This window comes from Streptomyces sp. L-9-10, from assembly GCF_004151105.1.
In the GTDB taxonomy this organism is placed as follows: Bacteria; Actinomycetota; Actinomycetes; order Streptomycetales; family Streptomycetaceae; genus Streptomyces.
In genome coordinates, this window is the sequence record NZ_PHRF01000124.1 from 31,340 (window position 1) to 52,595 (window position 21,256).

The following is a 21,256-nucleotide window of genomic DNA, read 5'->3' on the forward strand; positions in this document are numbered from 1 at the left end:
GATCGTTGGGGGCGGTGGTCGGGTGACGGGCGGGCGATGTCAGGCCGGTACGACATCCTGGGTCGCCGGGGCGCAGCGCGCGGAGTGCATGGGCATCTCCGTCAGCCCCGGGTAGTAGATGTGCAGGCTCACGGCCGGTTCGATCGCGTCGTTGACCACCTCGTGGACATAGCCCGGCGCGAAGACCCGCTGCGCGCCCGGCGCGAGAGCCCGGCTCCCGCTCTCCGAACGCTCCGTCAGCTCACCGGCGAGCACGGTCAGTACGCCCGAGGACCGGCCGTGGTCATGCGATCCGCTGCTCTGGCCGGGCACCCAGGAGAGCAGCCACACCTCATAGCCGGGTCCGGTGCGCAGCCGGTGGTACCAGCGGCTGGTGGCGTCGTACTGGACGAGCGGGGCCCACTGCGCGCGGTCGGCGGCGAGGGCGCGCGCGAGGCCCGCGAACTCGGCCACCGTCGCCGGGTGCTCCCGGGCGGGCTGGAGAAGGTGCGGGACCTCAAGGAGGTCGCCGGCGATCTGGATGTCGCTGTCGCTGTTCATGGGGGAGGTGGTTCCTCGGCGGAGAGGGTGTGCGGCGGTGCCGCGACGGGCGCGTGGAGTCGCGGTGGAGTCGCGAGGGAAACGCGGGGAAGACGCGAAGGTGATCACGGAAGAGTGATCAGGAGGAGCGGGAGGGCCGGCCGGAGCCCGGAGGCGTCAACAGCAGGCGGGGGTGCAACAGCGACAGCGGGCCCGGAGAGCGCTGCGGAGTCCACGGAGGTGGGTCGCGGTGGGCGCGGGGTTCGCTGGCATGGAATCAAAGGTTGCGAATCCGGTGATGGATGTCAACTCAATGGCCGATTTGGCCGCAATGTTTCACCTCATCCGGTTGATCCGGTCGCAGAGCGGTTTGGGTGAGGGTGGGTGCGGACACATGGGGCAGCGACTGTGCTCGTAAACGCCTTCACGCCCTTGTGATCAGACTGTGATCCGGATCGCTTCCCGGGGGTGATCCGCAACAAGGTTGCGGTTCTCGACGTCTTTCTCGTCGAGAAGGAGGTGGATGCGAACAGGCCAGTGGCATGTGTCAGATTTTTGGTGATTTGAACACTTTCCGCATAGCCTTGGTTCCGCAGAGTGAATACCGGGCCCAATAGCAGATCTCGGCTTGACCTGGCCGGAGCACCGCACTTGTAATTTCACTCGTGTCGTTCGGCCGAAATCGATAGCGGCCACATCACGGGGACGCAAAAGACAGACGAGGGGCGCACATGACCGAGCTGTTCCAGCAACTGCTGGTCGAGGACGCGGACGAGGAACTCGGCTGGCAGGAGCGCGCCTTGTGCGCCCAGACAGATCCCGAGTCCTTCTTCCCCGAGAAGGGCGGTTCGACGCGTGAGGCCAAGAAGGTCTGTCTCGCCTGTGAGGTCCGATCCGAATGCCTTGAGTATGCCCTCGCCAATGACGAGCGATTCGGTATCTGGGGCGGTTTGTCGGAGCGTGAACGGCGCCGGCTGAAGAAGGCCGCGATCTGACCGCCGTCCGGCCCGCCCGGCCGCGGTGGCCGGAACCGGCGACCGGCCGGTCGCCCGGAACGACCGGCACCACTCCCTACGTATGGCACGACGTATGGCACGGTCCGCAGTCTGCACCTCCCCGCAGACGGCGGACCGTTGTGTTTCCCGCCCGTCCGCCGCCCCTCCCCCCTACCGTTAGTGTGGGGCCCCGTCCGAGACGCTCCCACGCCCCTTCGGGGCGACCCCCCGGCCGGAGGGCCCGCCACCTCAATGTCCCCCACCACCGCCGCGTTCGTTTCCGCCACCGCCACCGCCCCCGAGTTCCCCCGGCACGTCGTGACCGCGGTGCTCGTCGCCCACGACGGCGCGCGCTGGCTGCCCGACGCCCTCGCCGGGCTGCTGGGCCAGGAACGACCCGTACAGAACGTCATGGCAGCCGACACCGGCAGCGCCGACGACTCCGCCCGGCTGCTCACCGAAGCGCTCGGCGCGGAACGCGTCCTGCATCTCGCGCGCCGGTCCGGATTCGGTACGGCCGTGGACGAGGCGGTACGCACCGCCGGGGTGCTCACGCCCGACGATCTGCCGTATCTGAAGCGGCCGAGCGGCTGGGACCCGGTGACCCGGAGCTGGCGCGACGACACGTACGACATGCCCGAACTGCCGCACGGCGAACCGGTGCAGTGGCTCTGGCTCCTCCACGACGACTGCGCGCCCGACCCCGACGCGCTCGCCGAACTGCTGCGCGTCGCCGACTCCGACCAGTACGCGGCGGTCGTCGGGCCCAAACTGCGCGGCTGGTACGACCGCAAGCAGCTCCTCGAAGTCGGCGTCTCCATCGCCAACAGCGGACGCCGCTGGACCGGACTCGACCGGCGCGAACAGGACCAGGGCCAGCACGACCAGGTCCGAACCGTCCTCTCCGTCTCCAGCGCCGGCATGCTCATCCGGCGCGACGTCTGGGACGAACTCGGCGGCTTCGACCGCCGGCTCCCGCTGATGCGCGACGACGTGGACCTGTGCTGGCGCGCGCACGCCGCCGGCCACCGGGTGCTCGTCGCCCCCGACGCCGTACTGCGGCACGCCGAGGCCGCCGCCCGGGAGCGCCGTACGGTCGACTGCGCGGGCCGCTCCGTCGTCAACCCGCACCGCGTCGACAAGGCCGGCGCCGTCTACACCATGCTCGTCAACGCGCGGGCCGCCGTCCTTCCCTACGTACTGCTCCGTCTTGTCGTCGGCACCCTGCTGCGCACCCTCGCCTATCTCGTCGGCAAGGCGCCGGGACAGGCCGTCGACGAGGTGATGGGACTCTCCGGCACCCTGCTGCGGCCCGGCCGGATCATCAGCGCCCGGCGGCAGCGCGGCAAGGGCGTCGTCGAGGCGGCCGAGCTGCGCCCGCTCTTCCCGCCGCCCGGCGCCACCGTCCGGGCCACGGTCGAGCAGATCGCCGGCAGCCTCGGCGGCGACTCGGACGCCGACGCGGGCGGCTCACGGCACGGCGCCGTCGAGTCGGGACCCGGCGGTGACGACGCCGACTTCATGGAGATCGAGCAGTTCGCCCGGCTGAAGAAGCTCGCGCACAAGCCAGGACCCGTCCTCTTCGGGATCCTGCTGCTCGTCTCGCTCGTCGCCTGCCGCGGACTCTTCGGAGGCGGCGCGCTCGCGGGCGGCGCCCTGCTGCCCGCGCCCGCCGATGTCTCCGACCTCTGGTCGCGGTACGCCGACGGCTGGCATCCCGTCGGTACCGGCGTCACCGAGACCGCGCCCCCCTATCTCGCCGTACTCGCCGCGCTCTCCGCGCTGTTCCTCGGCTCCACCGGCTTCGCGCTGACCCTGCTCCTCGTCTGCTCGGTCCCGCTCGCCGGTGTCACCGCCTACTTCGCCTCGCGCCCGCTGGTCGAATCGCGCCTGCTGCGGGCCTGGGCGAGCGTCGCGTACGCCTTCCTGCCCGCCGCGACCGGCGCGCTGGCCACCGGGCGGCTCGGTACGGCCGTCCTCGCCGTCCTGCTGCCGCTGATCGCCCGCGCCGCCGTCGCCGCCTACGGGATGCGCGGCGGGGCGGGCGGCGTCGCGAGCGGGGAGAGCCGCGGCAGCTGGCGCGCCACCTGGGCGTACGCCTTCCTGCTGACCTTCGCGATGGCCTTCACGCCGGTCGTCTGGCCGGTGGCGCTGCTGCTCGGCCTCGGCGTCCTGGCACTGCGCCGCGACGACCTCGCCGCCTACGGACCGCGGGTACTCGCCGCGCTCGGCACCCCTCTGCTGCTGCTGGCGCCCTGGTCGCTCTCGCTGCTGACCTCGCCGTCCGCCTTCCTGCGGGAGGCGGGTCTTGAGTTCGGTACGGGAACGGCCTCCGCGCTCGATCTGCTCGGCATCAGCCCCGGCGGGCCCAAGGCGGCCGGCGGCATCCTGCTGATCGGGATCGTGCTGGCCGCGCTGGCGGCGCTGCTGCGCGGTGAGCGGCAGTTCGCGATCCGCTCGGCCTGGGCCGTCGCGATCCTCGCGCTGGTCTTCGCCGTCCTCAGCAACAACTCCGGCTGGGCCGGACCCGCCACCCTGCTCTACGGACTCGCGCTGATCGCGGCGGCCGTGCTCGGCGCGGACGGCGCCCGGGAGCGCGTCGCGGCGGAGAGCTTCGGCTGGCGCCAGCCCGTCGCCGTCCTCATCGCCGTGGCGGCGGGACTCGCCCCGCTGCTGGCCGCGTTCGGCTGGATGATCAGCGGCGCGTCCGGACCGCTGGAGCGCCGTGATCCGGTGCAGGTCCCCGCGTTCGTCGCGGAGGAGAGCATCACCCGCGACCAGCCGCGCACGCTCGTCCTCGGCGGTACGTCGGCGGCCGAGATCTCGTACTCGCTGGTCCGCGGCTCGGGCGGCCGGCTCGGTGACGCCGAACTGACCGCGTCGGGCGGCGGCGATCCGCGGCTCGACAAGGTCGTCGCCAACCTCGTCGCGGGCTCCGGCGCCGACCAGACCGACCAGCTCAGCGGCTTCGCGATCCGCTACGTACTCGTACGGGACGGGGTGCCGCGGCAGACCGGCCGGGTCCTGGACGCCACCCCGGGGCTGACCCGGCTGAGCCAGCTGGACGGCAGTGCGCTGTGGCGCGTCGACCGGCAGATCTCGCGGGCCACGATCGTCGACGGCAAGGGCGAGGGCGAGCCGCTGGCCGTCGCGTCCGCGCAGGTCGAGGCACACACGAAGATCCCGGCGGGGGCCTCCGGGCGCGTGCTGCGGATCGCGGACCGGGCAGCCGAGGGCTGGCAGGCCACGCTCGACGGCACGGTACTCACCAAGAAGACCGTCGACGGCTGGGCCCAGGGCTTCGAACTGCCCGCCGAGGGCGGCCGTCTCGACCTCACGTACGAGGACCCGATCACGCACACCGCGTGGATCTGGGCCCAGGGCGCGCTCACCGTCGTCCTGCTGGTGCTCGCCCTGCCGGGGCGCCGCCGGGAGATCGACGACGACCTGCCCGACGAGGACATCGAGATCCCGGCGCAGCCGATGGCGGGCGAGGGCCGGCGCGCGCGCAGGCTGCGTGCGGCGGCGGAGGCCGAGGGACTGGAGAAGAGCGAGCCGGGCGTGACGGACGTGACGGACGGGACGGGGGAGTACGCGACCGCGCAGCAGCCGGCCGTTCCGCCGGCGCCCTCCGGCCCTCCAGCCTCGCCTGCCTCACCCGACGCGCCCGCGGCTCCCGTTGAGGAGCCGTACGGCGGCGGTCAGGACCAAGTCGGTGACGGGGAGCGGCAGTCGGCGTACGGGGCGGTGCCCCAGCAGCCCCCGTACGGCGAGTGGGACGCCAACACGTACGCGGGCGCGGACTACACGCAGGGCCAGTACCCGAACGAGCAGCAGTACGGCGGGCAGTACGGCGAGGGCCAGTACCAGCAGCAGCCGTACCAGCAGTACCCGGCGGACCCGTACCAGGAAGGCCAGTACCCCGCGGGCGGCCAGTACCAGGAGGGGCAGTACCAGGCCGGCCAGTACCAGGGGGACGGCCAGTACCAAGGAGAAGGCCAGTACCGGGAAGGGCAGTACGACCCGTCGCACTACGACCCGTACGGCTACGGACAGCAGGCCCAGTCCCAGCAGGCTCAGCAACCACCACAGCCCCAACAGCCCTACGCCGACGGCACGGAGAACGACCAGCGCCGGCGCCCCGACGGGAGCAGTGACCAGTGAACCGTACGACCCTCTCCCTCATCGCGGCCGCCACCGCCCTCGCCGCCGTCACCGGCTTTGCCGCCCTCACCGCGCCCGACACGGGCGGCACGGCGGCGGCCCAGAGCCCGGCCCGGCTGCCCGTGGAGCGCACCAGCCAGCTCTGCCCGGCGCCGAGCGTCTCGGACGTCGCGGAGACGACGTACACCTCCGTCACACCGGCGGGCACCGCCGGCGGCGCGGCGGACGGCTCGGCCGAACTGACGGAGTCCGTCGTCACCTTGGTGGATGCCGCCGACGAGGGCGCGTCCGACGACAAGGCGAAGGACGGGGCGGGGGGCACGAAGAAGGACCCGGCGAAGGACAAGCCGTTCCTCACGCTGAAGGAACCCGGCAGGCCCGTCTCCGTCGAGGCGAGCGGCGCCGAGGCCCCCGCCCTCGTCGGCACGGCCACCGGCCGGCTGGCGCCCGGCTGGACCACCCAGCAGACCACCACGGTCGGCGTCGGCGACGCGCGCGGTGTGCTCGGCCTGAGCTGCACCGTCCCCGACACGGACTTCTGGTTCCCCGGCGCGAGCACCGAGAGGTCGCGCCAGGACTACGTCCATCTCACCAACCCCGACGACACCGCCGCCGTCGCCGACATCGAGCTGTACGGGAAGGACGGCGCGGTCAAGTCGGAGGTGGGCGAGGGCATTCCGGTGCCGGCCAGGTCCAGCGTGCCGGTGCTGCTCTCCACCCTGACCACCTCAGCCGAGGCCGATGTGACCGTCCATGTCACCACCCGCTCCGGCCGGGTCGGCGCGGCGGTGCGCGTGGCGGACAACGCGGGGGGCAGCGACTGGCTGGCCTCCTCGGCGGATCCGGCGTCGCGGCTGGTGCTGCCCGGGATCCCGGCGGACGCGACCGACGTACGGCTGGTGGCGTTCGCGACGGGTTCCGACGACGCCGATCTGAAGGTGCAACTGGCGGGCGCCGACGGCACGATCACCCCGGCGGGCAGCGAGAGCGTGCACATCAAGTCGCGGATGACGGCGACCCTCGAACTGGCGGACATCACCAAGGGGCAGGCGGGTTCGCTGATCCTCACCCCGGAGGGCGGGCACGCGGCCCCGGTGGTCGCGGCGCTGCGCGTGGTGCGCGGCAAGGGCGAGAAGCGGGAGATCGCGTTCATCCCGGCGACCGCGCCGATCGCGTCGCGGTCGACCGTCGCGGACAACCGTGCCAAGGGCTCGACGCTCTCGCTGACCGCGCCGGGCGCGACCGCGAAGGTCAAGGTCACGGCCTCGGCGGGGACCGGAGGCGGCGAGCCGGCCGAGAAGACGTACACGGTCAAGGGCGGTACGACCCTGGCGGTCACCCCGCCGGTGCCCGGTGGCCTGAAGGGCTCGTACGCGCTGACGGTCGAGCCGCAGCCGGGCGGCGGTCCGGTCCACGCGGCGCGCACGCTGGCGCTGCCGGAGGACGGTATCCCCATGTTCACGGTCCAGACGCTGCCGGACGACCGGGGGACCGTGTCCGTACCGAAGGCCAGGGAAGACCTGTCGATCCTGGACGACGGCAGCTAAGGAACGAGGGCCTGGGCTCTCATTCCTGGCCGTACCGGGGATCGACGGACTCGGGCGCCAGCCCCAGCAGTTCCGCGACCTGCTCGACCACGACCTCGTGCACCAGCAGCGCGCGGTCGTCGCGGTTCTTGGTACGGATCTCCACGGGCCGCCGGTAGACCAGGATGCGCGCCGGGTGGTCCTTGCCCGCCGGGACCGAGCTGCCGAGCGGAACGGTGTCGTCCTGCGGGATCGGTACCTCCATGACCAGGAAATCCACCTCGGCCAGCTGGGGCCAGCGCCGTTCCAGCCGGTCCACGGAGTCCCGCACGAGATCGCGGAAGGACTCGGAGCGGCTGGTCGAGAGCGGCACCTGGGGCGGGGCGACGGGCCCACGCATACCGCGGCCGTGGCGGTCGCGGCGGCGCGGCCGTGGTTCGGTCGGGCGGGGCGGTACAGGACTGTCCATCACTGACGCAGGGTAGCCCTCCCCGCCCCGCCGACATCGCGACTGCCGCCCCCTCGTACGGCATGTCGCATATTGAGCATTCAGGCCAAGCTTGGGCTCGATTCCAGGCGTCCCCGCGATCACGGCTCTCGCCGCCCTTGACGGCTTTTGCCCCAAGTCGTGACCACGTAACGGAGTGTCGCCGTTCGGTCACTCTTCTTCCCGTGCAGGTCAGGGCAGTTACTTCCGGCCAAGTTGAGTGGGATATCACGCCGCGACACGGGGGAGTGACCTGGTGGGGAGTCGTCGCAGCCCGCTCAAGAGTGCGGTACCGTCCAACATCGTGAGCCCTGTACGTCGCTGTTCGCGCACCGCGTGCGGCCGCCCTGCTGTCGCGACACTGACGTACGTCTATGCCGACTCGACCGCGGTCCTCGGCCCGCTCGCCACCTATGCCGAGCCTCACTGCTACGACCTGTGTGCGGAACACAGCGAGCGGCTGACCGCTCCGCGCGGCTGGGAGGTCGTCCGCCTGACGGACGGCTCCGCTCCGGCGCGCCCGAGCGGTGACGATCTGGAGGCGCTCGCCAACGCCGTACGTGAAGCCGCGCGCCCGCAGGAGCGGGCGGCCGGGGGCGGCGGCAACGGCGCACGCGGGGCGGATTCGACGGAGGCCGGGCGCCGGGGGCACCTGCGGGTGCTGCGCTCTCCTGAGCCGTAGGCCGCCCCCTCGGTCTCTGAGCCTCTGATTCTTCGGCCGTCAGCCGTCGGCCGTCAGCCGTCAGTCCTCAAGACCTCGGCCGCGCCCCCGCCCCGCCTCATGTGTCGCAGCGGCGTTCTTTCCGGCTTTCCGGTGCGGATCCTGTACGGGCCATTGACCTCGCCTTGGCGCGGACACGACCATTCCTCCACTCGTGAGAGATCAATTTCCGTATCGCGGAATCCGGAGGACTGTCGTGTACGTACAGCAACTGGAACCCGTCGCCGACTCGCTCGCCCTCTCCGCCCTCGTCGCCGCCCTGCCGCTGGCCACCGTACTGATCCTGCTCGGTGCCCTCCGTATGAAAGCCCACCGCGCGGGCGTCATCGGTCTCGCCGTCGCCGTGCTGGTCGGCTGGCTCGTCTTCGGCATGCCCCTCGGCCAGACCCTCTCGGCAGGCGTACAGGGAGCGCTCTTCGGGCTCTTCCCGATCATGTGGATCGTCGTCAACGCCCTCTGGGTGTACCGGATGACGGTCCGTACCCACCATTTCGACATCCTGCGCCGCTCCTTCGGGCGGCTCTCCGACGACCCCCGCATCCAGGCACTCGTCATCGCCTTCTGCTTCGGCGCGCTGCTCGAAGCGCTCGCGGGCTTCGGAGCGCCGGTGGCCATCTGCTCGGTGATGCTGGTGGCGCTCGGCTTCTCCCCGGTCAAGGCCGCCGTCGTCTCGCTCGTCGCCAACACCGCGCCCGTGGCGTTCGGCGCGATGGGCACCCCCGTGGTCACGCTCGCGCAGGTCACCGATCTGCCGCTGGACACCGTCGCCTCCGTCGTCGGCAGGCAGACCCCGCTGCTCGCGCTCGTCGTACCGCTCGTGCTGGTCTGGCTCGTCGACGGCCGGCGAGGGCTGCGTGAGACCTGGCTGCCCGCGCTGGCGTGCGGAGTCGCCTTCGCCGCCGCGCAGTTCCTCGCCGCCAACTACGTCTCCGCCCAACTCGCCGACATCGGCGCCGCGCTGGCCGGAGCGGCGGCGCTGGTGGCCGTGCCCTCGGCCCGCAGGCCCGCGTCGGAACCGGTGCGCGCCTCCGTCCTCACGGGCGTACGGAGCGACGACCTGGACCGCGAGGACCCGCGCCCCGAAGTACTGCGCGCCTACGCCCCGTACGCACTGATCGTGGTGATCTTCTCCATCGCCCAGATCCCGCCAGTCAAGGAGGCGCTGGCCAAGGCGACGCGGGTGTTCGACTGGCCGTTGCTCGATGTCGCCGACCCGGACGGGAACCGCGTCGGCGCCAATGTCTTCTCGCTGCCCCTCGTCGCGACCGGCGGCACGCTCGTGCTGCTCGCGGGCCTCTTCACGGCCGTCGTCCTCGGCGTACGCGCGAAGGACGCGGCGCGGGAGTGGGCGGCGACCGTGTACGAACTGCGGTACGCGATCCTCACCGTCACCTCCGTACTGGCCCTCGCGTACGTCATGAACCTGTCCGGACAGGCGGGCACCATCGGCCACTTCGTCGCCGCGGCGGGCGCGGGACTCGCGTTCCTCTCACCGATCCTGGGATGGTTCGGCGTCGCGGTCTCGGGCTCGGACACCTCGGCCAACGCCCTCTTCGGCGCGCTTCAGGTGACGGCGGCGGCCCAGTCCGGCCTGTCGCCCGAACTGCTGGCGGCGGCGAACAGCTCCGGGGGAGTGCTCGGCAAGATGATCTCGCCGCAGAACCTGACGATCGCGTGCGCGGCGGTCGGACTCGCGGGCAAGGAAGGAGATCTGCTGCGCAAGGTGCTGCCCTGGAGCCTGGGCCTGTTGCTGGTGATGTGTCTCATCGTGCTGGGGCAGAGCACCGCCGTGCTCGGGTGGATGCTTCCCTGACGTTGTCGGACGCTCGGACGCTCTGCCGAGGTGTCGCCGAGGTTTAGGGACTTACGGCTGTCCGCCGGATCTTCGACAGGTGTCCGGCGGGTAGTTTGAAGCGACCGCAGCGGATCACAACAGACGGTGCGGATCGCAACAGACCGAGCAGACCGTGCAGACCGCGGTGACAGGAACCTCTGGAGGCGTTGGCCGTGGCCGATTTGTCGCAGATCGTGAAGGCGTACGACGTGCGAGGGATGTACCCGGATCAACTGGACGACCGGCTCGCCGAGCTCTTCGGTGCCGCCTTCGTCGAGGTCACCGGCGCCGAGGCGATCGTGATCGGCCATGACATGCGGCCCTCCTCGCCGGGTCTGGCGTCGAGCTTCGCCCGGGGCGCCGTCGCGCGCGGAGCCGACGCCACGATCATCGGACTGTGCTCCACCGACCAGCTGTACTACGCGTCGGGGGACATGGACCTGCCCGGCGCGATGTTCACCGCGTCCCACAACCCGGCCCGGTACAACGGCATCAAGATGTGCCGGGCCGGTGCGGCGCCGGTCGGCCAGGACACCGGGCTGGCGGAGATCCGCGCCCTGGCGGAGGGCTGGCTGACGGACGGCGCTCCGGCCTCGGTCACCAAGCCCGGCCATCTCAGGCAGCGGGACACCCTCACGGACTACGCCGCGTATCTGCTGTCCCTCGTCGACGTCTCGGCGATCCGCCCGCTGAAGGTCGTCGTGGACGCGGGCAACGGGATGGGCGGGCACACCGTACCGACGGTCTTCGCGGATCTGCCGCTCGACGTGGTGCCGATGTACTTCGAACTGGACGGCACGTTCCCGAACCACGAGGCCAACCCGCTGGACCCGAAGAACATCGTGGACCTCCAGGCCCGCGTCCTGGCCGAGGGCGCCGATCTGGGACTCGCCTTCGACGGCGACGCCGACCGCTGCTTCGTCGTCGACGAGCGGGGCGCGGGCGTCTCCCCGTCGGCGATCACCGCCCTGGTCGCCGCGCGCGAGCTGGCCAAGTACCCGGGCGGGACGATCATCCACAACCTGATCACCTCCTGGTCGGTCCCCGAGGTCGTCAGGGAACACGGCGGCACGCCCGTACGCACCCGCGTCGGACACTCCTTCATCAAGCAGGAGATGGCCGGTACGGGGGCGGTCTTCGGCGGCGAGCACTCCGCGCACTACTACTTCCGCGACTTCTGGAACGCCGACACGGGCATGCTCGCCGCACTCCACGTCCTGGCGGCGCTCGGCGGCCAGCAGGGACCGCTGTCCGAGCTGGTCGCCTCGTACGACCGCTACGCGGGCTCCGGAGAGATCAACTCCACGGTCGACGACCAGCGGGCCCGCACGGCGGCGGTACGCGCGGCCTTCGCCGCCCGCGAGGGCGTCACGTTCGACGAACTGGACGGGCTGACGGTGACGGCGCCGGACTGGTGGTTCAACCTCCGTCCCTCCAACACGGAGCCGCTGCTGCGCCTGAACGTCGAGGCGCGCGACGAGGCGACGATGCAGCGGGTCAGGGACGAGGCGCTGGCGCTGATCCGCGCGTAGCCCCGCGCGCGGCCGGGTGCCGTCAGGGCGTGTCCGGGCGGCCGACGGCGGACGGTACGGCGGCCGGCTCGACCCGCGGTGACCCGACCCGCCTGGTCCGACCCGGCCCGCGGTGACCGGAACCGCCCGGTCCGGTAACGCCCGCGGTGACCGGACCGCCCCGGCCCGGCCCGGGGCGGCGGGCGGTCCCCGCCGGACAGTGCCCGGCGGTACGCTGACATGGCCCGATCCACCCGCACGAAGGGACCCCATCCCCATGCCGCTCGAAGCCGGCCTTCTGGAGATCCTCGCCTGTCCGGCCTGCCACGCGCCGCTCAGCGACCGCACCGCGGCCGACACCCCCGAGCTGATCTGCACCGGCGAGGACTGCGGTCTGGCCTATCCGGTACGGGACGACATCCCGGTCCTTCTCGTCGACGAGGCACGCCGCCCCGCCTGACCCAGCAAGCGCTGCCCACAACGCCCCGCGTCAACGCCCCGTGCCCGCGAGGCCCGCGCCCGGCGATCGGAGGCCCAACCCCATGCTCGACGAGTCGTTGCTCGACGCTCCCGACGCCCTGGCCCTCGCCGACCACACCGGTCTGCTGCGTGGCGCCGCGGAGGCCGGAGCGAGAGTGCGCACCGCCCTCCGGCACACCGCGGAGGCCGGTATCACCGGACTCGCGCCGGAAGGCCGTCCACGCGCCGTACTGATCGCCGGTTCCGGCGCCGCCGCGACCGGCGTCGCCGACCTGATCGCCGCGCTCACCACGAACGCCGCGCCCGTCACCCGGCTCCGCCCCACCGGCGTCGCCGCCGCGGCGGGCGCGCTGCGCTGGACGCTCCCGGGCTGGGCGGGCCCCGTGGACCTGCTGCTGATCGCCACCACGGAGGGCAGCGAGCCCGGCCTCGCGCTCCTCGCCGAGCAGGCGTACCGCCGCGGCTGTACGGTCGTCGCCGTCGCCCCGCGTCAGTCGCCGCTGAGCGAGGTCGTCGGCGGGACGCACGGACTGATGGTCCCGATGGCGACGGCACCGAACGGCCAGAGCGGCCCCCCGTACGGACAGAGCGGCCACAACGGCCAGAGCGCCCCGCACGGACAGGCCGGTGAACCCGGCCGGTCCGGCCTCGATGAGTGGTACGAGCCCGAGGAGACACCGGTAGCCGGCCCCGGCGCGCTCTGGGCCCTGCTCGTCCCGCTGCTCGCGCTCCTGGACCGCGTCGGGCTGCTCACCGCGCCGGCCGAGACCCTCCAACTCGTCGCCGACCGACTGGACCGCACCGCCGAACGCTGCGGCCCGGCCGTCGCGACGTACAGCAACCCGGCCAAGACCCTCGCCGCCGAGCTGGCCGACAGCCTCCCGCTGATCTGGACGGAGGGCCCGGCCGCCGCCCCGGCGGGGCGCCGCTTCGCCGCCGTACTGGCCGAACTGACCGGCCGCCCCGCCCTCGCCGCCGAACTGCCCGAAGCCCTCCCGGCCCACAGCGCGCTGCTCGCCGGACACTTCGCGGGCGGAGCCGCCGACCCCGACGACTTCTTCCGCGACCGGGTCGAGGAACCGCAGGCGTGGCGCGCCCGTGTCGTCCTGCTCCGGGACCGCCCGGCGGGCGGACTGACCGCGGCCCCCGCCGCCCGCGAACTCGCGCTCGGCCATGACACGGCCATCAGCGAGCTGGAGCCCGAAGAGGGCAGCGAGCTGGAGGCCCTCGCCGAGCTGGTCGCCGTCACCGACTTCGCCACGGTCTATCTGGCCCTCGCGGGGGCCGCCCCCGCGTAGGCCGGACCCGGCCCCGGTAGGCGTAGCCGGACCAGGCCGCGGTGGTCGTGAGCCGGGCCCGGCCCTCGTAGCCGCGAGCCGGAACCTGGCCGCGCATGACCCGTGAGCCGGCCCCGGCCCGTACAACCCGGCCGCGCGACTCGGCCCGTACAAAACCCGTCCCGCGCGACCAGGCCCCACGCCCTGCGACCGACCAGCCCCGAATCCGCGTCCTCACCTCACCTCACCCCTGACCCTCACCACACCTTCACCCTCGCCACATCCGTGCCGCCACCGCACGCCGCCGTTCCGTCACCCCGTACGAGAAAGCTCACTCCATGGACCGCCTCGCCAACACCGTGCGCCCCTACGCCTGGGGCTCGACCACCGCCATCCCGGAGCTGCTCGGCACCGCTCCCACGGGTGAGCCCCAGGCCGAGATGTGGATGGGCGCCCACCCGGGAGCCCCGTCCCGTCTCGACCGGGGCCATGTCTCCGGCGAACAGGCGCTCTCCGCCGTCATCGACGCGGACCCCGAGGCGGAACTCGGCGCGGCCGCGGTCCGGAAGTTCGGCCCCCGTCTGCCGTTCCTCCTCAAGCTCCTCGCCGCCGGCTCCCCGCTCTCCCTCCAGGTCCACCCCGACCTCGCCCAGGCGAAGGAGGGGTACGAGGCGGAGGAGCGGCGCGGTGTCCCGATCGACGCGCCCCACCGCAACTACAAGGACGCCAACCACAAGCCCGAGCTGATCTCTGCGCTCACCCCCTTCGACGGCCTGTGCGGCTTCCGCGCCCCGGAGGCGACCGCCGAACTGCTCGCGCGGCTCGACGTCGACTCGCTCAAGCCGTACGTCGATCTCCTGCGCGCCCACCCCGAAGAGGCCGCGCTGCGTGAGGTGCTGACCGCCGTCCTCACCGCCGATCCGGACGAGATGGCCGCCACCGTCACCGAGGCCGCCGCGGCGGCGGACCGGCTCGGCGGGGACTACGCGCCGTACGTGTCGATCGCCCACCACTACCCCGGCGACCCGGGTGTCATCGCCGCCATGCTGCTCAACTACGTACAACTCCAGCCGGGCGAGGCGCTCTTCCTCGGCGCGGGCGTCCCGCACGCCTATCTCGACGGCCTCGGCGTCGAGATCATGGCCAACTCGGACAACGTCCTGCGCTGCGGGCTCACCCCCAAGCACGTGGACGTGCCCGAGCTGCTCCGTATCGTCCGCTTCGAGGCGACCGAGCCCGGTGTCCTGCGCCCGGAGGCTTCGCCCACGGGCGAGGAGCTGTACGAGACGCCCATCGACGAGTTCAGGCTCTCCCGCTACGCCCTCGCGCCCGGCGCCGAGCCGCGCGACCTCACCGCCGCGACGCCCCAGATCCTGCTCTGCACGGCGGGCGCACCGCTGGCGAACGACATCGAGCTGGCCCCGGGCGGCTCGGTCTTCGTCGCGGCGGGCGAGAAGGCCGAACTGTCCGGTACGGGCACCGTGTTCCGGGCCACAGTGGTGGTCTGATGCGCCGGCCGCCCCGGCGGCTGCAACAATGTCCCGCCGTACCGCGGCGCCAGGGCCGCAGCACCGATGAAGGGACACCTCGCACCCAATGAGCGCGTCAGGCGGAACCAAGGCGATCGTGGCGGCGCTGAGCGCCAACCTCGCGATCGCAGTAGCCAAGTTCGTGGCGTTCCTCTTCAGTGGTTCGTCGTCGATGCTCGCGGAGAGCGTGCACTCCCTCGCCGACTCCGGCAACCAGGGGCTGCTGCTTCTCGGCGGCAAGAAGGCGAAGCGCGAGGCGACCCCGCAGCATCCCTTCGGCTACGGCCGTGAGCGCTATATCTATGCCTTCCTCGTCTCGATCGTGCTGTTCTCCGTCGGTGGCATGTTCGCCGTCTACGAGGGCTACGAGAAGATCAAGCACCCCCACGAGATCGAGGCCTGGTACTGGCCGGTCGGTGTGCTCGTCTTCGCGATCATCGCGGAGGCGTTCTCGTTCCGTACGGCCATCAAGGAATCGAACGTCACGCGCGGCTCGCTCTCCTGGACGGATTTCGTCCGCCGCGCCAAGGCCCCCGAACTCCCCGTCGTGCTCCTGGAGGACCTCGGCGCGCTCGTCGGTCTCGTGCTCGCCCTGGCCGGTGTGGGGCTGGCCCTGGGGACCGGCAATGGCATCTGGGACGGCATCGGCACCCTCTGCATCGGCATCCTCCTCATCCTGATCGCGGTGGTACTGGCCGCCGAGACGAAGTCCCTCCTCCTCGGCGAGGCCGCCGGCACCGAGGACGTGGAGAAGATCAAGACCGCGCTCGTTGACGGCGATGTGGTGACCGGCATCATCCACATGCGTACGCTCCACCTCGGTCCCGAGGAACTGCTGGTCGCCGCCAAGATCGCGGTCGAGCACAACGACACGGCCGGTGAGGTCGCCCAGGCCATCAACGCCGCCGAGTCCCGGATCCGCGAGGCGGTCCCGATCGCCCGCGTGATCTATCTGGAGCCGGACATCTACAGCGAGTCGGCCGCCGCCGCGGGCACCAACCCCGGTAAGGACCAGGCGAGTCCGGCCCCCAGCAGTACCACTGAGTCCTGACCCTCCCGGCTCCACCCCCGGCTTCCCTCCCGGCTTCATCCCCGGCTCCACGCCTCGAACCCGTGGTCCATCCGTGATCGCTTCATGATCCGTTTTCCGTTCGGCTGTGGGGCCGTGGGCCGGTCGGTGTAGATTCGTCTGCAGAGCCAGACGTCGCTGCTGATGGCGGTCGGGCGGCCCGCAGTCGCGGACCGGCCGAGGGAGAGAGGGCCTCCGACGGACTGTGCCGCGGGGGTCCGGGCATTCGTATGCCCTCCGCCGCAGAGCCAGCCGCACGTACCCACCCTCGACCCGATTTACGAGGAGCAGCTCGTTATGACGACTGTCGCCAACCGACAGGACTTCAAGGTCGCCGATCTCTCGCTCGCCGAGTTCGGCCGCAAGGAGATCACCCTCGCCGAGCACGAGATGCCCGGTCTGATGTCGATCCGCAAGGAGTACGCGGCCACGCAGCCGCTGGCCGGCGCGCGTGTCACCGGCTCCCTGCACATGACGGTGCAGACCGCGGTCCTCATCGAGACCCTGACGGCCCTCGGTGCCGAGGTCCGCTGGGCGTCCTGCAACATCTTCTCCACCCAGGACCACGCCGCGGCCGCCATCGCGGTCGGCCCCGATGGCACCCCCGACAACCCTCAGGGTGTCCCGGTCTTCGCCTGGAAGGGCGAGACGCTGGAGGAGTACTGGTGGTGCACGGAGCAGGCCCTGACGTGGCCGAACACGCCCACCGGCGGCCCGAACATGATCCTCGACGACGGTGGTGACGCCACCCTCCTGGTGCACAAGGGCGTCGAGTTCGAGAAGGCCGGCGAGGCCCCCGACCCGGCGACCGCGGACAGCGAGGAGTACAGCTACATCCTCCGTCTGCTGAACCGCACCCTCACCGAGAACCCGCAGAAGTGGACCCGCCTGGCGTCCGAGATCCGCGGTGTCACCGAAGAGACCACCACCGGCGTGCACCGCCTGTACGAGATGAACCGCGACGGAAGCCTCCTCTTCCCGGCGATCAACGTCAATGACGCGGTCACCAAGTCCAAGTTCGACAACAAGTACGGCTGCCGCCACTCCCTGATCGACGGCATCAACCGCGCCACCGACGTCCTCATCGGCGGCAAGGTCGCGGTCGTCTTCGGCTACGGCGACGTCGGCAAGGGCTGCGCGGAGTCGCTGCGCGGCCAGGGCGCCCGCGTGATCATCACGGAGATCGACCCGATCTGCGCCCTCCAGGCGGCGATGGACGGCTACCAGGTCTCGACGCTCGACGATGTCGTCGGTATCGCCGACATCTTCGTGACGACCACGGGCAACAAGGACATCATCATGGCCTCGGACATGGCCAAGATGAAGCACCAGGCGATCATCGGGAACATCGGTCACTTCGACAACGAGATCGACATGGCCGGTCTCGCCAAGATCGACGGCATCGTCAAGGACGAGGTCAAGCCGCAGGTCCACACCTGGACCTTCCCGGACGGGAAGACGCTCATCGTCCTGTCCGAGGGCCGCCTGCTGAACCTGGGCAACGCGACCGGTCACCCGTCCTTCGTGATGTCCAACTCGTTCTCGGACCAGACCCTGGCCCAGATCGAGCTGTTCACCAAGCCGGAGGAGTACCCGACCGACGTCTACGTGCTCCCGAAGCACCTGGACGAGAAGGTCGCCCGCCTCCACCTCGACGCGCTCGGTGTGAAGCTGACGACGCTCCGTCCCGAGCAGGCCGACTACATCGGCGTCAAGGTCGACGGTCCGTACAAGCCCGAGCACTACCGCTACTGACCACACCCTCTGAGGTACGGGCGGTCCGGCTGTACACCGAGCTGCACGGCGATACAGCCGGGCAGCACGTAGCCGGACAGCCCCGTACCTCAGTCCTCAGCAGGTATCCCGTTACGCCCTGGGTACCCCCGCGGTACCGGACAGGCCCCCGCACCCCCGTGTCGGGGGCCTGTCCCGTGCGCGGCGAGGAAAGGTGTCAGACGCCGAGGACCCGAAGGACCGGAAAGACCCCATGCCCCGCGGCCGTTATTCGCTCCATGATCCGCACGATCACGCTCCTCTCGGTGACGAACACTTCCACTGCGCGCCCGGCCCCTCCGGCTGGCGCTATGTCTCTCAGATCACCACCCCCTCCGGCGACCACTCCGGCTCCGTCGATCTGGCCCTCGACGAGCTCGGCCGCCCCATCCGTCTTCAACTCCACGCGGCGAGCTGGCAGATCCGTGGCGCCGCACTCGACGGCGTCACCTGGGTCCGTACCGACCCCACCGGCACCCATGCCACCGAAGGCAACGTCCGTGCCCATGCCTTCACCGGCACCTCCCCCGCGTTCCTCGTCGCGACCGCGCGACTGCTGCGTCTCACCCCCGGCTCGCCCGCGACCCGCGTACGCCTCGTCGCCTTCACGGATCCCGTCCTCGCTCCCCGTACTCTCGATCAGTCCTGGGCCCTGGTGAACAGTGAAGCGCACGCCACTGACAACGGACCCCTGACCGTGGACGAATACCAGGTCAGCGCCCTGGACACGGGGGAACAGCACACGGTTCACCTCGCCGGCGACGTGGTGCTCTCGGCGCCCGGCATCGAGCTCGAAGACCTGGAATCCCCGCCGTCGGTCCTGCCCTGACGCCCTGATGCCGCGACGCGTGCCCTGCCCGACCCCGATGTCTACGCCGGTGGGGCGAACCCGGTGACCGGGGACGGTCCGGCTTCGGACGGCGCGGGCGCGGTGGACGGAAGCGGTGCGGCAGCCGGAGCCTGAAAGTGGCCTGGAGCGGCGGCCTGGACCGGAAACCCGCCCTGAGCGGCGGCCGGGGCCTGGTTGGGCACACGCACCGGGCCGTGGGAGGCACCGAAGGTCCGTCGGGCGTCCCGGGCCTGCCGCTCGTGCACGACGGCGGCCAGATAGGCGCCCGAGGGGATCCCCTGCGGCGCGGGCGCCCCGGTCCGCGCAGCCAGCTCCCCCGCGAGCCGCTCGGCCATCGACCAGCTCACCCCGGCGTCGAGCTGCCCCATCCGCGTCAGGTACTGGCGTATCGCGAGCCACAGATCGTCCGGCACGGCGGACAGGTCCAGCTCGGCGAACCGCCCCGCGAGCCACGGCGGGGGCGGCGGGACCATGGCCGTATGCGTCACCGGCACCCGCTCCCGTACGACCAGGGTCCCGGCGAAGACGTCCCCGATCCGCCGGCCCCGCGCCGAGACCAGCGACGCGATGCACGCGATGACCCCGAACGACAGCAGGATCTCCACGACCCCGATCGCCCCGCGCACAAGCGCCTGCCGGAACCGGATGGGCCCGCCGTCGTCCCGTACCACCCGCAGTCCGCACGCCATCTTCCCCAGCGACCGTCCATGGCCAAGGGTCTCCACGGCGATCGGACCGCCCACCAGGACCAGCAGAAACGACGCGACGGACAGGGCCATGACCGCCGCTTCGTCGAGGGAGCCCGTCGACAGAGCGATGCCGACCGACACCATCAGATAAGCCGTCCAGGCGACCACCAGATCGATCACGAGTGCCAGCGCCCGGCTCGGCAGCCTCGCCGGGCGCAGCCCGAGTACCACCGCGTCGCCCGTCACAAGCTCATTCACCGGTGCCCCACCCATCGCCGGACCTTCCCTGCCCCTGAACTCCTCAGTCTGCCAAGCTGGCCCGCAGCGCGTCGCGGCAGTGGCAGTGCCGGTGGCAATGGCAGCGGTGCGCTGGCCGCGCAGTAGTACGGACCGTACGCACCCAGTGCCTGGAGCAGCAGCCGACCATGGACCTCGATGTCTTCGTGACAGCCCACCGCGCAGAGTGGGACCGCCTGGACCAGCTCCTGCTCCGCGGGCGCCGCCTCACCGGAGCCGAGGCCGACGAACTCGTCGCTCTCTACCAGCGCACGGCCACCCATCTCTCGCTGATCCAGTCCACCGCCCCGGACCCGGCGCTCACGGCGCGCCTCACCCAGCTCGTGGCCCGAGCCCGTGCCACGGTCACCGGAGCCCGCCGGGCCACCTGGCGCGACGCCGCCCGGTTCCTGACAGCCGGCTTTCCCGCGGCTGTCTACCGCTCCCGGCGCTGGTGGATCCCGACGGCGATCCTCTCCACCCTCCTGGCCGCCGTCATCGGCTGGTGGATCGGTGCCCACCCCGAGATCCAGTCGGCGATCGCGGCCCCGGACGAGCTGCGCCGCATGACCAGGCCCGGCGGTGAGTACGAGACGTACTACTCGAGCCATCCGGCGGCGTCCTTCGCGGCCCAGGTCTGGACGAACAATGCCCAGGCCGCCGCCATGTGCCTCGTCCTGGGCGCGTTCCTCTGCCTCCCGGTCATCTGGATCCTCTTCGTCAACGTGCTCAACCTGGGAGTCGGCATCGGTCTGATGTCCTCGGCAGGCCGCCTCGACATCTTCCTGGGGCTGATACTCCCGCACGGCCTGCTCGAACTGACAGCGGTCTTCGTCGCCGCGGGTACGGGACTCCGACTCGGATGGACCCTGATCGACCCGGGTCCGTTCAGCCGTCGCACCGCCATGGCCCAGCAGGGCCGCGCCGCGCTCGGCATGGCCATCGGTCTGGCGCTCGTTCTGTTTGTATCGGGCCTGATAGAAGGCTTCGTGACCCCGTCCGGCCTGCCCACATGGGCGCGGATCGCCATCGGCGTAGCAGCCGAGGTGGCCTTCCTCTGCTACGTCTACATCCTTGGCGGACGGGCCGTACGAGCGGGCGAGACGGGAGACGTGGACGCCGCCGACCGCAGCGCCGAACTCCCGGTCGCCGCCTGATGTGCGTACCGCGCCCGACACCTGTTAGTCTCCTCTTCGCCCCACAACGACCGTTGACACGGTTGATGTGGGGAGGTAGATTTGAACGGTTGCCTCGAAGTAGGACATACTGCGAGAGCGATTGATCATTTCTATGCGGCTTGCAACGGGAATCGAATTCCCATGCGGCCCCTTCGATTCGACATCCAGACCACCAAGGCCCGATCAATCGGCCTGAATGTTTCTGCTAAAGTCGGATCAGCCGAAAGGCAAGACCAATCCGAAGGTCATCGGAATTCACGAGGCAGAACACGCCGAATGAATCTGATAGAGTCGGAATCGCCGGAAAGGGAAACGCGAAAGCGGAAAACTGGAAGGCGGCCCCGCTCCGACGGGGAATCGGACACGAAAGAGTCTGAT

The 21,256-nt window shown here is 71.2% G+C and carries 16 protein-coding genes; 13 read left to right on the forward strand and 3 right to left on the reverse strand.

Going from position 1 to position 21,256, the window contains the following annotated elements:
• Positions 1-39 precede the first annotated feature (39 nt).
• Positions 40-540, reverse strand: a complete 501-nt coding sequence (locus CU044_RS29135; protein WP_129771753.1) for a cysteine dioxygenase family protein — start codon at positions 538-540, stop codon at positions 40-42.
• Between the two features lie 710 nt (positions 541-1,250).
• On the opposite strand from CU044_RS29135, the gene CU044_RS29145 reads away from it, so the two are divergent.
• From CU044_RS29145 to CU044_RS29155, 3 genes are all read left to right on the forward strand, one after another.
• A complete protein-coding gene (locus tag CU044_RS29145; RefSeq protein ID WP_014046372.1) occupies positions 1,251-1,514 on the forward strand; it encodes a WhiB family transcriptional regulator in 264 nt (87 codons plus the stop codon).
• 252 nt (positions 1,515-1,766) lie between these two features.
• Entirely contained in the window at positions 1,767-5,678 is a 3,912-nt protein-coding gene (locus tag CU044_RS29150; protein WP_129771754.1) for a glycosyltransferase, read from the forward strand.
• Positions 5,675-7,225, forward strand: a complete 1,551-nt coding sequence (locus CU044_RS29155; RefSeq protein ID WP_129771755.1) for a DUF5719 family protein — start codon at positions 5,675-5,677, stop codon at positions 7,223-7,225. The genes CU044_RS29150 and CU044_RS29155 overlap by 4 nt, the downstream gene beginning before the upstream one ends.
• A 19-nt stretch (positions 7,226-7,244) precedes the next feature.
• Here CU044_RS29155 and CU044_RS29160 read toward each other — a convergent pair whose 3' ends face one another.
• Entirely contained in the window at positions 7,245-7,673 is a 429-nt protein-coding gene (locus CU044_RS29160) for a metallopeptidase family protein (RefSeq protein WP_129771765.1), read from the reverse strand.
• A gap of 274 nt (positions 7,674-7,947) precedes the next feature.
• On the opposite strand from CU044_RS29160, the gene CU044_RS29165 reads away from it, so the two are divergent.
• The 9 genes from CU044_RS29165 (at position 7,948) to CU044_RS29205 (ending at position 18,714) form a co-directional block, all read left to right on the forward strand.
• On the forward strand, positions 7,948-8,373 hold the full coding sequence (locus CU044_RS29165) for a DUF3499 domain-containing protein (RefSeq protein ID WP_129771756.1): 426 nt from the start codon (positions 7,948-7,950) through the stop codon (positions 8,371-8,373).
• Between the two features lie 235 nt (positions 8,374-8,608).
• Positions 8,609-10,225: an L-lactate permease gene (locus CU044_RS29170; protein ID WP_129771757.1), complete on the forward strand. Its 1,617-nt coding sequence runs from the start codon at positions 8,609-8,611 to the stop codon at positions 10,223-10,225.
• Positions 10,226-10,419: 194 nt separating this feature from the next.
• Positions 10,420-11,778 carry a phosphomannomutase/phosphoglucomutase gene (locus tag CU044_RS29175; RefSeq protein WP_275670232.1) on the forward strand — a complete coding sequence of 453 codons (1,359 nt, stop codon included), beginning with the start codon at positions 10,420-10,422 and terminating at the stop codon, positions 11,776-11,778.
• Positions 11,779-12,034: 256 nt separating this feature from the next.
• Positions 12,035-12,217 (forward strand): Trm112 family protein, encoded by a 183-nt coding sequence (locus tag CU044_RS29180; RefSeq protein WP_046508144.1) that lies wholly within the window; start codon positions 12,035-12,037, stop codon positions 12,215-12,217.
• Between the two features lie 82 nt (positions 12,218-12,299).
• On the forward strand, positions 12,300-13,535 hold the full coding sequence (locus CU044_RS29185; protein ID WP_129771758.1) for an SIS domain-containing protein: 1,236 nt from the start codon (positions 12,300-12,302) through the stop codon (positions 13,533-13,535).
• A gap of 317 nt (positions 13,536-13,852) precedes the next feature.
• The gene (manA, locus tag CU044_RS29190; RefSeq protein ID WP_129771759.1) at positions 13,853-15,022 is read left to right on the forward strand and encodes a mannose-6-phosphate isomerase, class I; all 1,170 of its coding nucleotides are present in this window, start codon (positions 13,853-13,855) and stop codon (positions 15,020-15,022) included.
• Positions 15,023-15,110: 88 nt separating this feature from the next.
• Complete coding sequence (locus CU044_RS29195; protein WP_129771760.1) at positions 15,111-16,094, forward strand: cation diffusion facilitator family transporter; 984 nt, start codon at positions 15,111-15,113, stop codon at positions 16,092-16,094.
• 315 nt (positions 16,095-16,409) lie between these two features.
• A complete protein-coding gene (gene ahcY / locus CU044_RS29200) occupies positions 16,410-17,867 on the forward strand; it encodes an adenosylhomocysteinase (RefSeq protein ID WP_129771761.1) in 1,458 nt (485 codons plus the stop codon).
• A gap of 232 nt (positions 17,868-18,099) precedes the next feature.
• On the forward strand, positions 18,100-18,714 hold the full coding sequence (locus CU044_RS29205; protein WP_129771767.1) for a hypothetical protein: 615 nt from the start codon (positions 18,100-18,102) through the stop codon (positions 18,712-18,714).
• Between the two features lie 41 nt (positions 18,715-18,755).
• Here CU044_RS29205 and CU044_RS29210 read toward each other — a convergent pair whose 3' ends face one another.
• Positions 18,756-19,682, reverse strand: a complete 927-nt coding sequence (locus CU044_RS29210) for an RDD family protein (protein WP_129771762.1) — start codon at positions 19,680-19,682, stop codon at positions 18,756-18,758.
• Between the two features lie 167 nt (positions 19,683-19,849).
• On the opposite strand from CU044_RS29210, the gene CU044_RS29215 reads away from it, so the two are divergent.
• On the forward strand, positions 19,850-20,857 hold the full coding sequence (locus tag CU044_RS29215) for a stage II sporulation protein M (protein ID WP_129771763.1): 1,008 nt from the start codon (positions 19,850-19,852) through the stop codon (positions 20,855-20,857).
• Positions 20,858-21,256: the final 399 nt, after the last annotated feature.